We start from the raw sequence: 13,379 nt of genomic DNA on the forward strand, positions 1-13,379 counted from the left end.
CACAACGGGGGAAATGCCTCGGAGGCGCCAGTGATCGCCCGGGTTCTCGGAACACTCGACGTACGTTGCGGCGGACGCTCCGTCGTCCCGACCGCCCCGAAGCCCCGCAAGGTGCTCGGGCTGCTCGTCCTGCACGCCAATCACGTCGTCTCCACAGCGGCGCTGATGCGTGAACTGTGGGGGGAGAAGCCGCCGGCCAGCGCGGCCACGACTCTGCAGACCTACATCCTGCTGCTGCGCAAGCAGCTCGCCGCCGCCCTCGACGGCGGCATGGCCGAAGCCAAGGCCACCCTGGTCACCTACCCCGGCGGGTACATGCTGCGGCTGCCCGCCGACGCGGTGGACGTCAACCGGTTCGAGCGGCTGTGCTCGCACGGCCGGCAGGCGCTGGCCAGGGGAGAAGCCCAGGAGGCCGCCGACACGCTGCGCGCCGCGCTCGCCCTGTGGCGCGACGACGCCCTGGTCGACGTGCCGAACGGGCCGCTGCTCGAAGTGGAGGCCGTCCGGTTGCGCGAGTCACGGCTGGGCGCCCTGGAGCAGCGCATCGAGGCCGACCTGCGACTCGGCCGGCACCACGAGGTGCTCGGTGAACTCGCCGCCCTCATCACCGAGTTTCCGCTCAACGAAAATCTCCATGCCCAGTTGATGCTGGCGCTGTACCGCTCCGGACGCAGGGCCCAGGCCCTGGACGTCTACCGCAAACTGCGCATGTGCTTCATCAACGAACTGGGCCTGGATCCGTCGGCCCGGATCCACGATCTGCACCAGGCGGTGCTGGCCTCCGAGCCGGCCCTGGACGCGCAGATCACTACGCCCGTCGAGCGCGCCGGACTGCTCGGAGCGGCGTGATACGGGCACCGGACGCAGCCGGCGTCCGGTGACCCGCCCCCGCACAGCGCGGCGGGCCCGGCCACGGGGACGGCCGGGCCCGCCGCTCGCTCATGTCCCGCTCTTACGCGACCAGTCGGGCAGCTCCGTCACCTCCACCACGGCGGTGCTCCAGGTGAAGCCCGCGCCGACACCGACCAGCAGCACCAGGTCACCGGGGGCGAGCTGCTTGCTCTCCACCAGATGCGCCAGACCCGCGAACTGGTCGCCGCCGCCGAGGTGTCCCACACCCCGGCTCCAGGACCAGGTGCTGCGCTCCGGGTCGATGCCGAAGGCACGGAAGTACGTCGCCTCCAGCCGGCGCCGCCCCAGATGCGGCAGCACGAAGTGGTCGACGTCCGCCAGGTCCACCTCCGCTTCCCGCAACGCACCGGTGAGCGCCCGGCGCTGACCGGCCGACACCCAGGAAACCGCGGTGTGCCGGCCCACCCGGTCGAGGAACTGCCGTTTGCACTCGTCCAGATCGACCCGGCGCGGCCCCTTCGCGGGCAGGGCGAACGGATGGTCGCCGCGGTGCATGCCTTCCAGCCGCGGCTCGGAGACCGTGACCAGACTGCGCAGCCGGGCGAAACCGCCCGCGCGGCTCAGCACCAGCGCCGCCCCGCCGTCGGCGTACACCGTGCCGGGATCGCTGTGCCAGCGGTCGAACCCCGGCGGGCCGAACACGTCGCCCGCCGTCAGCAGCACGGCCGACCGCCCGGTGCCCGCCCGCAGGAAGGCCGCGCCCAGCTCCATCGCGGCCATGCCGCCGTTGGAGACCTGACGCACCTCCAGGGCCGGACACGGCTCGTCCTGCCCGGCGAGCGCCAGGGACTGCACGTACGCCGCCGAGGACCACAGATCGTGCCCCTGGTCGTACAACGTGGCGTGCAGCAGCAGCCCGATGTCCGACGGCCGGTGACCGGACCGCTCCAGCGCGGTCGTCGCGGCCCGCGCCGCCATGGCCGGACCGAAGTCGCCGGGACCGGCGACCGTGACGGAGGTGACGCCGGTGCGCGCGGCCTCGGCGGCGGAGCACTCGCCCCGCGCCACGGCCTCGTCGGCCGGCAGCGCGGACGGCAGGAAAGCGGCGCATCCGGCGATGTGGAGATCGTCGAAGGTCATGCCCCCACCCTCACCGGCGCTCCTCGAGACGCGGTCCACCCGCCCTGGAACCGCGCTCGAAGTGCGGCTGCCCGCAGCGCTGTAGCGCTCCTCGAGGGCGCCTCGAGGCCGCCTGGCGAGCCTGGAGCCGACGAGCCGCCCCCACGAGGAAGGACACCTGTGACTCGCGATGCCGCAGCCGCCCGGCCGGTGGCTTTCCTGCTGCCGGGTCAGGGCGCGCAGCACGTCCGGATGGCGGCCGGGCTCTACGACTGGGAACCGCACTTCACCGCCGCCGTCGACGCGCTCTTCGCCGCCCTCGGGGCGGACGGCCGCCGGCTGCGCGACGACTGGCTGGCCCTTCAGCCCCGCGTGTCCGTGGACCATGTGACCCGGTCCCAGCCGCTGCTGTACGCCGTGGACTTCGCGCTCGGCCGCATGGTGTGCGCGTGGGGCGTGCGGCCCGCGGCCCTGCTCGGGCACAGCGCGGGCGAACTGGCCGCGGGCGCCCTCGCCGGGGTGTTCCGCCCCGAGGACGCCATGGGCCTGATGTGGGACCGTGCCCACCGGCTGGCCGCGCTGCCGCCCGGCGGCATGCTGGCGGTCGCCGCGTCCCCGGACGAGCTGGCGCCGTATCTGCACGGCGACGTGGTCGTCGGCGCGGTCAACGCGCCCCGCCAGGTGATGCTCGCCGGACCCGCCCCCGGCCTGGACGACACGGCGGCACGGCTGCGGGCCGCCGGATACACGTGCCGCCCGGTGCGGGCGACCACGGCCTTTCACAGCCCGGCCGTGCGCTCCGCCTGCACCACGGAGGCGTACGCGGGCCTGCGCATGAAGGCGCCCGCGATCCCGCTGTGGTCGGCGTACACCGCCGGACGCCTCGGCGACACCGAGGCGCTGCGACCGCAGTTCTGGGCGGGCCACCCGGCGGAGCCGGTGCTGTTCGGACCGGCCCTGGACGACCTGCTGGCCACCGGCGCACTGCTGCTGGTCGAGACCGGCCCCGGCCAGATGCTGACCGGTTTGGCCCGCCGGCACCGCACGGTCCGCGCCGGCACGTCCGCCGCCGTGGCCCTGCTGCCCGCGCGGCCGGCCGGCGACGACGAGGACCGGCGCCAGGTGCGCCGCGCCGCGGACCTGCTGCGGGCCGAGGGCACACCGCTGTCCGGCACGACGCCGGCCTCCCTCACACCCGAAGCCCGTGCGGCCGGCGGGACGCCGTGACCGGGCATCGCGGCCGTCGACCCGCCGGGTCGGGCGCCCGGCCTCCGCCCGTCCGGCACACCGTGCCCGAGTCCTGCCCTGCGGGGCTGCCGTGCCGGCCGGGTCTCCTCGGACACAGCGGGCACCCTCGACGGCCGCCGCGCCCGTCCGCCCGGCCTGCCACGGCGGCACCCGCCCGGTCCGCCCACAGGTCCCGGGCGCCGCCCCGCACGGCCCGGCTCCCGGCCCCCCTCCTCCTTCCGAACCCACACGACACCCGTCCGCACCGCCTCCCGTACCGGACGACGCAAGGAGCACAGCGAGATGACCGCGACCGCACGGACCGCCGTGGTGACCGGCAGCAGCCGGGGCATCGGCGCCACCATCGCCCGCACCCTGGCCGCCCGCGGCCACCGCGTGGTGGTCAACCACCGCAGCAGCCCGCAGGCGGCCGCCCAGGTGGTCAAGGAGATCGAGGCGGCCGGCGGCACCGCCGTCGCCCACGCCGCCGACGTGACCCGCCCCGAGGAGGCCCGCGCGCTGATCGCCCGCGCCGTCGAGGAGTTCGGCGGGCTGGACGTCCTGGTGTGCAACGCCAACGTCGGCCTGGGCCAGGGCGAGGTCGCCACCGTCGACTTCGAGGTGTTCGCCGGCAAGGTCCGCGACGAGCTGGCCGCCGCCTTCCACCCCACCCAGGCCGCACTGCCCGAACTCGCCCGCCGCGGCGGACGGATCGTCTACCTGTCCAGCGAGGCCGCCCGCGGCCCCGCCGCCCCCGCCATGGCCGCGCACGGCACCGCCAAGGCCGCGCTCAACGTCTACGCCCTGTGCGTGGCCCGCGAGGCCGCCCCCCATGGCGTCGGCGTGAACGTGCTGTCCCCCGGCCTGACCCGCACCGAGGCCACCGAGCACATCCCCCAGGAGATGTGGGACCGCATGGTCGCCCGGATCCCGCAGGGCCGGGCGGGCACCCCCGAGGAGATCGCCCGCGCCGTGGCCTTCCTGACCGATCCCGCCACGTCCTACCTCACCGGCCAGATCATCTCCCTCAACGGCGGCTCTCACCTGGGGCGCTGACCCGCGGCCACGGCCCCGCGGGCACCGGCCGGCCCCTTCCCCCCTGCGGCCACCACGGATCACGCGACGCACCGAGGAGACGAGACACAGATGACCGACGACAGCGTTCCCTACCGGGACGTGATCGGACTGGGGCGGCTGAACACCGCGTACGCCCAGTCGAAGATCCTGCACAGCGCGGTCGAGACCAGGCTGTTCGACCTGCTCGCCGAGGGCCCGGCCGACGAGGCCGTCATCGCGGAGCGGCTGGGCCTGCACCGCCGGCTCCTGCCGGACTTCCTGCGCGCCCTGGTGGCGCTCGGACTGCTGGAGCGCACCGGCGACACCTACGCCAACGCCGCGCCCGCCGCGGCCGTCCTGGTGTCCGGCACGCCCTACTACCTGGGCGACTCGGTGCGGGCCGCCGCCGCCCGGCACTACGCGATGTGGGGCCGGCTCACCGAGGCGCTGCGCGACGGCGCACCCAAGGCGGACCAGGCGGCCGGGCCCGGCGCGTTCGAACGTCTCTACCGGAACCCCGAGGCGGCCCGCTGGTTCCTCGCCCACATGGACTCCGCGCACGCCCTGGTCGGCCCGCAGCTGGCCGAGGCGGTGCCGTGGAGCCGGTACCGCTCCTTCGTGGACGTCGGCGGCGCCCGCGGCCACATCGCCGCCGCCGTGGCCGCCGCCCACCCGCACCTGACCGGCGGCGTGTTCGAACTGCCCGCCGTGCGGCCCTTTTTCGACGAGCACGTCGCCGCGCTCGGCCTCGCGGACCGTCTGACCTTCCACGCCGGTGACTTCTTCACCACCCCGCTGCCCGCCGCCGACGTACTGATCTTCGGACACGTCCTGCACGACTGGGAACCCGATCAGCGCCAACTCCTGCTCGAGCGGGCGTATCAGGCCCTCGCTCCCGGCGGCGCGGTCGTCGTCTACGACCAGATGCTGGACGACGACGAGCCCGACCTGGCGTCCGTGCTCGGCAGCCTCAACGTCGCGCTCGTCACCGGCGGTTCGGAGTACCTGGTGCAGGACTGCCGCGGCTGGATGGAGAAGGCCGGGTTCCGGGTGGAGAGCGGCCGGCGTCTGCGCACCATCGGCAGCGACTACGTCCTCGTGGGGGTCAAGCCGTGACCGCACCGCACATACCCGCCGCAGCCGAGGTCGTCGTGGTCGGCGGCGGCCCCGTCGGGCTGATGACCGCCTGCGAACTGCGCCTGGGCGGCGTGGACACCGTCGTCCTGGAACGCCTCACCGTGCCCAGCGGCCAGTCCCGCGCTCTCGGACTGCACGCCCGCACCGTGGAGGTGTTCGAGCAGCGCGGCCTGCTCGACAAGGTCGAGGCGAAGGCGCCGGTGTGGCCCAGGGGCCACTTCGCGGGCCTGCGCAAGGTCGACCTGACCAGACTGGACGGCGACCACGGCTACGCCCTGATGGTCCCGCAGTCGCGCACCGAGGAGCTGCTGGAGGAACGGGCGCGGGAACTCGGCGCCACCGTCCTGCGCGGCCACGCCCTCACCGGCCTCACCCAGGACGACGACCGCGTCACCGCCGAGGTCGCGGGACCCGACGGCACCTGGCGGCTCACCGCCCGCTACCTGGTGGGGTGCGACGGCGGCGCCAGCACCGTGCGCAAACTCGCCGGCGTCGCTTTCCCCGGCACCGCCTCCACCGTCAACGCCGTCCTCGGCGACGTGCGGATCCTCGGCGACCGCCCCGCCTCCCGCGAACTGCGGCGGCTGCCCGGCGGACTGTTCGGGCTGATCCCCCTCGACGGGGACCTCTTCCGGGTCGTCGCCGTCGAGTTCGACACCGAGCCGGTGCCGAAGGACGTGCCCGTGACCCTGGAGGAACTGCGCGCCACGGCCCGGCGGGTGTCCGGGCTCGACCTGGACGTCACCGACCCGCGCTGGCTGTCCCGGTTCGGCGACGCCACCCGTCAGGCCGTCCGCTACCGCAGCGGCCGGGTGCTGCTGGCGGGCGACGCCGCCCACATCCACTTCCCGGCCGGCGGCCAGGGCCTCAACACCGGCATTCAGGACGCCGTCAACCTGGGCTGGAAACTCGCCGCCACCGTGCGCGGCTGGGCACCCGGGGGACTGCTGGACACCTACCACGCCGAACGGCATCCGGTGGCCCACCGGGTGTGCATGAACACCCGCGCCCAGCTCGCCCTGATGCACCCGGCCGACCGCATCACCCCGCTGCGCGACCTGTTCAGCGAGCTGATGGACCTCGACCAGGTCAACACCTACCTCGCCGAGATGATCACCGGCCTGGACATCCGCTACCCCATGGACGACGGCACCGCACCCGGCGCCGTCCGCCACCGGCTCGTCGGGCGCCGCGTGCCCCCGCTGCAGGTGGACACCGCGCAGGGCCGCACCTCCACGGCCCGGCTGCTGCGCTCCGGGCACGGCCTGCTGCTCGACTTCACCGACGGCGGCTCGCTCGCCGCGTTCGCCGAGTCCTGCGCCGGCCGGGTCCGGTACGTCGCCGCCCGGCCCGGCGACCGGGCCAAGGCCGACGACCTCGCCGCCCTGCTGGTCCGCCCGGACGGCTATGTCGCCTGGGCCTGCTCCGACGGCGGCGACCACGCCGGCCTGCGCCGCGCCCTGCGCACCTGGTTCGCCGCCCCCGAGACCCCGACGGACACCGACGCGAGGTGAGCACACCCATGACCACGACCACCACCACCCGGCCGTTCGCCGAACTCTACGCGGACGTGCAGGACTTCTACGCCCGGCACATGCACCTCGTCGACGAGGGACGCGTCGAGGAGTGGGGCGACACCTTCACCACGGACGCCACCATCTCCAACAACGCCAACCCGCGGCCCGCCCACGGCCGCGAGGCCATCGTCGCGGTGATCCGCCGCGCCCACGCCGAGCTGGAACGCCGGGGCGTGCAGCACCGCCACTGGATGGGCATGCTCAGCATCGAACCGGTCGACGAGAACACCGTCCGCGCCACCAGCTACGCCCTGCTCATGGCGGTCGGCCGGGGCGCGGTTCCCGTCATCGACCGCTCCACCGAGTGCCACGACCTGCTCGTCCGGGTCGACGGCGACTGGCAGATCCGCGAACGCCGGGTACTGCACGACGGCAAGCACTGACCGCGGGACACGTGCGACAGGGGGCCGGCACCGTCCGGCCCCCTTCGCGTGCCCCGGTCGCCTCCTTCGCGTGCCCCGTCCGGCCCTCTTCGCACGCCCCCGCCCGAGCCCCTTCCCATGCCCGGTCCGGCCGCCCGCGTGAGCCCCGTCCGCCCCGCCCGAGCCGGGGCCGGGCGGTCCGCGCACACCCCGAGGGCCCGCACCCCGTCGCGGGTCCGCGCACACCCCGAGGGCCCGCACCCCGTCGCGGGTGCGGGCCCTCGTCCGTGGCGTGGCGCGCCGGGCGGGCCGTCAGTCCTCGACCATGGCCACCGCCCGCGCCCAGCCGGCGCCCGCGCGGGCCACCTTGACCGGGAAGCAGCTCAGCCGGAAGCCGTACGCCGGCAGGGCGTCCAGGTTGGCCAGCCGCTCGATCTGGCAGTACTCCCGGTCCCGGCCCGCGAAGTGCGCCGGCCACAGCACCGCCGGGTCCTGCGTCCTGCGATACTCCGCGATGATGTGCGTGAACGGCGCGTCCAGGCTGAACGCGTCCGTGCCGATGACCCGCACACCCAGGTCCAGCAGATAGTGCACCGCGGGTCCGTCCAGGCCCGCGAACTCGGTGAAGTAGCGGGGTGTGCCCACATACGCCGAGGCCCCGGTGTGCAGCAGGACGATGTCCAGCGGCTCCGGTGTGCGGCCCAGCTTGGCGAACTCCTCCTTCAGCCGGTCGGCGCCCACGGTTCCGGTGCCCACGTCCCTCACGTCCACCACCATCGCGGGACGGCAGAACCAGTCCAGCGGCATCTCGTCGATGTGCCGGGCCCGCCCGTAGGAGGCGGTGCCGTAGTGCGACGGAGCGTCCACATGGGTGCCGGTGTGGGTGGTCAGGGTCAGGGTGTCCATCGTCAGGAACTCCCCGCCCGGCAGCGTGTCCACGGGGAAGTCCAGGTCGAAATGTTCCTTCATCTCCGACGCCATGTGTGCCGCGCCCTCGGCGGCGGACAGCACCGTGTGGGTCACGGGGTCCGGCTCCCAGAACTCGGCGTCGACGGGAGACGACAGGTCGATCAGGCGCATCACGGCCCCCAAGAGGTAGGTGACTTACGGGTGAGTGAACAGATCGGTGCGCACCCGCACCGGATCCGGGCCATGGGCCAGCCGGTCGAGCACCCGGCGGTACAGCGGCGTACGGGAGACAACCCGGGCCAGCGCCGGGCGGAGGGTGTCGGCGACCCGGTTGCGCGAGAGCATCGCCCGCCCCTGCATCGCCTGCAGCCGCAGCATGGTGGTGACCGCGGGCCGCCGTTGCTGCTCGAACCGGCCGAGGAACGCGGCGGAGGTGTCCTTCGCGTCGAGCGCGGCGACCAGCACCGGGTGCAGCACCGCCGCGTCCTGCAGGGCCAGATTGATGCCCTGTGCGCCGATCGGGCCGTGCGTGTGCGCGCTGTCGCCCAGCAGCACCAGCCCGTCGGCCGCCCACCGCTCGGCCTGCCCGGAGAAGACGTCGAGCAGCGTGAGATCCCCGAGCGTGCGGATGTGCTCGCGCACCGCGTCCGCGTGCTCCGGCACCGCGCGGGCGATCAGCTCCCGCACCTGCTCCACCCCGTGCCCGGCGATGCGCCGGTAGCCGCCGTGCGGCAGGGTCCAGCCGATCTGCACGCTGTCCGGCCAGGACCGGTACACCAGCACCGGCGCGTCCGGGCCGCGGCGGACCTGGACGACCTGCCGGCCCGTGTCCGGGGCCGGCAGCTTGAACCACAGCACGTCCTGGTCGAAGGCCTCCTCGCGGACGGCGCCGATCCCCGCCAGACGGCGCACCTTGGAGTGCCGCCCGTCGGCCCCGGCCACCACCCGCGCCCGCACCTCGTGCTCACCGGCCACCACCCCGCACACCCGGCCGTCCTCACGCAGCAGGGCGCCCACCCGGGCGCCCGGCAGATACGTGAAGGCGTCGTGGGCCCGGCACGCGGCCAGCAGTTCGGTCAGCAGCGCCGGCTGCGGCAGGCTCAGCAGGCAGTTGTACGGCCCCGGCAGCCGCCGGTAGTCGGCGTCCAGCAGCACCCGGTCGCCCTCGACCAGTTGGAAGCCGTCGTGCGCGAAGGCACCGCGCCGCCGCGCCCCGTCCAGCACCCCCAGCTCGGCCAGCACGGCCTGGCCGCCCGGCTGGAGGATCTCGCCCCGGTACTCCCGTTCCAGGGAACGGGACTTCTCCAGCAGGGTCACGCTCAGCCCCGACCGCAGCAGCAGCAACGACAGGGCGAGCCCCGCCGGCCCGCCGCCCACCACGGCGACGTCGGTCGAACTCACCGGCACGGTGCCCACCTTCCTCCCGCCGGGTCAGGCCAGCAGTCCCAGGCCACCGTCGACCACCAGCGTCTGTCCGTGGATCCACGCCGCCTCGTCGGCGCACAGCAGCGCCACCGCGTCGGCGACGTCCTCCGGCACGGTCAGCCGACCCGCGGGCGTGCGCCGCGCCAGCATCGCCAGCACCTGTGGATCCGCGGTGCCCGGCCCCTTGTCGATCTTGGCCGTGGAGACGGCGTTGACGTTGATGCGGTGCCCGGCCAGTTCCGCCGCCAGATAGCGGACCAGGCTCTCCAGCGCCGCCTTGGCCACCCCGGCGCTCACATAGCCGCCGGGCACCACCGAGCGGGCACCGGAACTGGACACCGCGACCACCCGGCCGCCGTCCGGCATCAGCCCGGGCAGCAGCGGCGCGGCCGACAGCAGCGGCGCCAGCGCCACCGACAGATCCGCGCGCAGCGGCCGGGCACGCACCCCGGTCGCGGGCATCGGATGCCAGGTGGCCGCGTTGTGCACCAGCACGTCCAGCCGCCCGTGCCGCTCTTCGACGGTCCGCAGCGCGGCCGTCATCTGCGCCGGGCGGCTGACGTCCGCCCGGACCGTCTCCACGCTGCCGGGCAGCCGGCTCAGCTCACGCAGGACCTCTCCGGCCGCCGCCTCGGGCCCGCGGTGGTTGAGCACCACCGCGCAGCCCGAGGCCGCGAGCTTGCGCGCGATCGCCAGGCCCACGCCCCGCGTCGCCCCGGTGACCAGGGCGACGCGTCCCTTCAGTCCCGGCATCCCGGTGACGCCCGAGGGTGCGGAAGCGGCCATGGGTCACTGCTCCGCGTCGGCGGACGACACCGGGGTGTACAGGTCGGCCTCGACCTCCACCAGCGGCATCATCGCCTTGACGTGGGAGCGGAACTCCTCGCTGGAGACGACCGCCCGGTGCGACGCGGCGTCCTTCCAGCGGCCCATGTTCAGATACACCTTCGGGTTCGTGGCCGACCGCACCATCCGGTAGTCGACGAATCCGGGCTGGGCAGCCATGAAGCCCGCATGCTCGGTGAACAGCCGCTCGAACTCCGCGGTGTCGTCGCCCTTGACGGTGAACTTCGTGACGTGCGTGATCATCGTGCCTCCTGGTTCGGGACGGCCCTCGGCGGGATCGCCGTGGGAAGGGGGATTGCCGTGGGAAGGGGAGACGGACCGCAGCCGCAGCGCCATCCGGGCCCGCAGCTCCTTGCGCGGGGCCTTGCCGGTGGGGGAGCGCGGAATGGACTCGACGACCTCGATGTGCTCGACGGCCTGGTAGTACGGCAGGCCCGCGTTGACCTCGGCCGCGATCGCCGCGACGTCGTCGCCGGCGCCCTCGGCGAGGACGACGAAGGCGGCGGCCACCGCGCCGTGCAGGGGGTGGGGGCAGTCCACGACCAGGCAGTCCCGCACCGCGGGATGCCGCTCGAGGACGCGTTCCACGCTGGTCGGCGACACCAGCCAGTTGTCGCGTTTGAAGACGTCCTTGAGCCGGTCGGCCAGGACCAGGCGCCCGGTTGCGTCGATCTGGCCGATGTCACCGGTGGACAGCCAGCCGTCGGCGTCGATGCACGACGGCACCGACTCGCCGCGGTACCCGAGCATCACCTGCGGGCCGCGCACCTGCACCTCGCCCAGCTCGCCCGGCCCCAGCACCGCGCGGCTGTCCACGTCCACCACCCGTGCCTCGGTGCCGGCGACCGGTCGGCCCACCGATCCGGGCCGCCAGTCCGCGGGATCGTCGGAGTGGGTCAGCGGCGAGGTTTCCGCCAGCCCGTAGCCCTGGACGACCGGCACCCCGAAGTGGTCGGCGAGCGTGCGGGCCGCGGCCGGGGAGAGCGCCGAACCGCCGGAGGCGATCATCCGCACCGTCTGAAGCCGCAGCCCGGCCAGCTGGTCGGAGGCCGCCAGCGCGGACAGCCGCATCGGCAGGCTGTAGTAGTGCGTGGCACCGAAGGCGTTCGCCAGCCGTACCGACTCCGCGGGATCCGGGGCCGGGCACAGCACCTGCGTCGCGCCCGCGGCGATCGCCGAGTTCATGTGCATGGGGTGGAACGTCGGCAGGTGGTTCAGCGCCACCGAGGAGGCGTCCAGACGGTGCGCGTCCGCCACCTGCACCGCGTTGACCAGCACATTGCGGTGGCTGAGCTGCACCGTCTTCGGCGCCCCGGTGGTCCCGCTGGTGAAGTGCAGACAGGCCAGGTCGCCGGGGGCGACCACCACCTCGGGCAGGTGTGCCGGCTCCGCGGTGTCGCCGAGCAGCTCCTCCAGGCCGGTGACGTCCCGTCCGGCGCCCTCGGGCAGCGGGCCCAGGACGACGATCCGGCGCAGCCGCGGCAGCCTGTCGCGGACCGCGGCGATCCGGGCGGCGCCGGTGGCGTCCACGAGGGCCACCTCGGTGCCGGACTCGCCCAGCACATGGGCCAGCTGCTCCTCGCGCAGATACGGGTTGACCGGCGCCGCCACCTGGCCGGCGCGCAGGATGCCGTAGTAGCCGACGACGAAGTCCGGGGAGAGCACCGAGGTGATCGCCACCACGGTGCCCTGCCGCGGAACGCAGCGGCGCAGTGCGGCGGCGCACCGGGTGGCGGCCGCGTCCAGCTGCGCATAGGTCAGCTCACGGTCCTCGCAGCGGATCGCGACCCGGTCGGAGTGGGCCGCGGCGCTGCGCGTCAGCAGCAGGTCGACGGGGCCCTCCGGGCAGTCGGGGGACAGCGTCCCGAGGCGTTCATCAGCCATCGAGCCCGGCCTCCGCGTACGCCTTGGCGTGCTTCAGCGTGGCCAGGCTGTTCGTGCCGAGCGCGCCGCGCACGAACTCCTTGGCGTCCGCGACCGTGCTGCCCTCGCCGAGCACCGCGGTCACCATCTCGGGTTTGACGCGCACGGTGTGCCGCGAGGAGGCCCGCACCGTGCCCGCCCCGGTCCGCCGCAGCGTCCAGCAGCCGGTGTGCAGGCTGAGCAGGCCCGGCAGGACCAGCTGCTTGTACAGGATCCGGTCGTCGGTGAAGCACACCCGCACGGAGGCCGTGGTGTGCGTGCTGCCGTCCTTGGCCCGGGTCTCCATCTCCAGGTACTGCAAGCCCGGGGTGTCCTCGCGGCAGGTCGCCTTCGCGACGTGCGGCAGCCGCTGCGCCCACTTGCCGCCCTCGTACAGGAAGGCGTACACCGCGGACAGCGGGCCGTCGATCTCCACCGCGTCCTCGAACTCCAGTTCCAGCTCGCGGGCTTCGGCGCCGCCCTCCGCGGCCGCCTTCAGCGCGGCCAGCTCCGCACGGCTGTTGCGGTCCACGGCGCGGGCGATCCAGGCGTCCGCGTCCGGTACGTCGTCGACGGGCACCCAGTCGTGAGTGAGCAGCACGTTGCTGCCGCCGTCCGGCCGCGGTTCGACGATCCACTCGCCGCCCATCGCGGCGACCGGCGACTGCGACTTCTCCTGACGGAACGCCACCCGGCGGCGCACCGGGTCCAGGGTGCGGCGCGAGGTCCAGGTCTTGGCCTCGCCGTTGGCCGTGGCCCACAGCGCGATGCGCTCCTCGTTCCCCTCGGACCAGGTGCGCTCGGCGTGCACGGTCGGCCCGAACACCCGCGGCCAGCGGGTGACGTCGGCGACGATGCCGTAGACGGTGCCGGGCGAGGCGGCCACCTCGACGCGGTGCTCGGTGCGGCGGACGGCGTCCTGCGCGGGGTCCGTCGCGGCCTGAGAAATCTCCATTCCCCGTCCCTC

General features: G+C 74.3%; 12 protein-coding genes. 6 read left to right on the forward strand and 6 right to left on the reverse strand.

Features of this window, described 5'->3' with window-relative positions; all coding sequences use genetic code 11:
- Window positions 1-30: 30 nt before the first annotated feature.
- A complete protein-coding gene (locus IE286_RS06160; RefSeq protein ID WP_229861995.1) occupies window positions 31-849 on the forward strand; it encodes an AfsR/SARP family transcriptional regulator in 819 nt (272 codons plus the stop codon).
- 90 nt (window positions 850-939) lie between these two features.
- On the opposite strand, the gene IE286_RS06165 is transcribed toward IE286_RS06160, so the two are convergent.
- A complete protein-coding gene (locus tag IE286_RS06165) occupies window positions 940-1,992 on the reverse strand; it encodes a ketoacyl-ACP synthase III family protein (protein ID WP_189795585.1) in 1,053 nt (350 codons plus the stop codon).
- Between the two features lie 159 nt (window positions 1,993-2,151).
- Between IE286_RS06165 and IE286_RS06170 the strand changes: the two genes are divergently transcribed.
- The 5 genes from IE286_RS06170 to IE286_RS06190 all read left to right on the forward strand — a co-directional run bounded on the left by IE286_RS06170 (window position 2,152) and on the right by IE286_RS06190 (window position 7,351).
- Entirely contained in the window at window positions 2,152-3,198 is a 1,047-nt protein-coding gene (locus IE286_RS06170; RefSeq protein WP_229861996.1) for an acyltransferase domain-containing protein, read from the forward strand.
- Window positions 3,199-3,501: 303 nt separating this feature from the next.
- Complete coding sequence (locus IE286_RS06175; RefSeq protein ID WP_189795586.1) at window positions 3,502-4,254, forward strand: SDR family NAD(P)-dependent oxidoreductase; 753 nt, start codon at window positions 3,502-3,504, stop codon at window positions 4,252-4,254.
- A gap of 90 nt (window positions 4,255-4,344) precedes the next feature.
- Window positions 4,345-5,370, forward strand: a complete 1,026-nt coding sequence (locus IE286_RS06180) for a methyltransferase (RefSeq protein ID WP_189795587.1) — start codon at window positions 4,345-4,347, stop codon at window positions 5,368-5,370.
- Entirely contained in the window at window positions 5,367-6,905 is a 1,539-nt protein-coding gene (locus tag IE286_RS06185; RefSeq protein ID WP_268255384.1) for an FAD-dependent monooxygenase, read from the forward strand. The genes IE286_RS06180 and IE286_RS06185 overlap by 4 nt, the downstream gene beginning before the upstream one ends.
- Window positions 6,906-6,913: 8 nt before the next feature.
- Window positions 6,914-7,351, forward strand: coding sequence for a nuclear transport factor 2 family protein (locus tag IE286_RS06190; RefSeq protein WP_189795588.1), 438 nt, complete (start codon window positions 6,914-6,916; stop codon window positions 7,349-7,351).
- Between the two features lie 291 nt (window positions 7,352-7,642).
- Here the strand turns inward: IE286_RS06190 and IE286_RS06195 are convergent, their stop codons facing one another.
- Genes IE286_RS06195 through IE286_RS06215 form a run of 5 tightly spaced genes read right to left on the reverse strand, consistent with a single transcriptional unit; the run spans window position 7,643 to window position 13,367 of the window.
- Window positions 7,643-8,410 carry a cyclase family protein gene (locus IE286_RS06195; protein ID WP_189795589.1) on the reverse strand — a complete coding sequence of 256 codons (768 nt, stop codon included), beginning with the start codon at window positions 8,408-8,410 and terminating at the stop codon, window positions 7,643-7,645.
- Window positions 8,411-8,434: 24 nt separating this feature from the next.
- On the reverse strand, window positions 8,435-9,640 hold the full coding sequence (locus IE286_RS06200; protein ID WP_229861997.1) for an FAD-dependent monooxygenase: 1,206 nt from the start codon (window positions 9,638-9,640) through the stop codon (window positions 8,435-8,437).
- Between the two features lie 30 nt (window positions 9,641-9,670).
- Window positions 9,671-10,450 carry an SDR family NAD(P)-dependent oxidoreductase gene (locus IE286_RS06205; protein WP_189795591.1) on the reverse strand — a complete coding sequence of 260 codons (780 nt, stop codon included), beginning with the start codon at window positions 10,448-10,450 and terminating at the stop codon, window positions 9,671-9,673.
- Between the two features lie 3 nt (window positions 10,451-10,453).
- Entirely contained in the window at window positions 10,454-12,394 is a 1,941-nt protein-coding gene (locus tag IE286_RS06210; protein ID WP_189795592.1) for an AMP-binding protein, read from the reverse strand.
- Window positions 12,387-13,367, reverse strand: coding sequence for an aromatase/cyclase (locus tag IE286_RS06215; protein WP_189795593.1), 981 nt, complete (start codon window positions 13,365-13,367; stop codon window positions 12,387-12,389). The genes IE286_RS06210 and IE286_RS06215 overlap by 8 nt, the downstream gene beginning before the upstream one ends.
- Between the last annotated feature and the right edge of the window lie 12 nt (window positions 13,368-13,379).

The organism is Streptomyces thermodiastaticus (assembly GCF_014656135.1).
Lineage (GTDB): Bacteria > Actinomycetota > Actinomycetes > Streptomycetales > Streptomycetaceae > Streptomyces > Streptomyces thermodiastaticus.

Excerpts from the sequence above, each read along its gene's own strand:
- IE286_RS06165 (WP_189795585.1), bottom strand. The coding sequence starts at position 1,992 with ATGACCTTCGACGATCTCCACATCGCCGGATGCGCCGCTTTCCTGCCG.
- IE286_RS06175 (WP_189795586.1), top strand. The coding sequence starts at position 3,502 with ATGACCGCGACCGCACGGACCGCCGTGGTGACCGGCAGCAGCCGGGGC.
- IE286_RS06180 (WP_189795587.1), top strand. The coding sequence starts at position 4,345 with ATGACCGACGACAGCGTTCCCTACCGGGACGTGATCGGACTGGGGCGG.
- IE286_RS06190 (WP_189795588.1), top strand. The coding sequence starts at position 6,914 with ATGACCACGACCACCACCACCCGGCCGTTCGCCGAACTCTACGCGGAC.
- IE286_RS06195 (WP_189795589.1), bottom strand. The coding sequence starts at position 8,410 with ATGCGCCTGATCGACCTGTCGTCTCCCGTCGACGCCGAGTTCTGGGAG.
- IE286_RS06205 (WP_189795591.1), bottom strand. The coding sequence starts at position 10,450 with ATGGCCGCTTCCGCACCCTCGGGCGTCACCGGGATGCCGGGACTGAAG.
- IE286_RS06210 (WP_189795592.1), bottom strand. The coding sequence starts at position 12,394 with ATGGCTGATGAACGCCTCGGGACGCTGTCCCCCGACTGCCCGGAGGGC.
- IE286_RS06215 (WP_189795593.1), bottom strand. The coding sequence starts at position 13,367 with ATGGAGATTTCTCAGGCCGCGACGGACCCCGCGCAGGACGCCGTCCGC.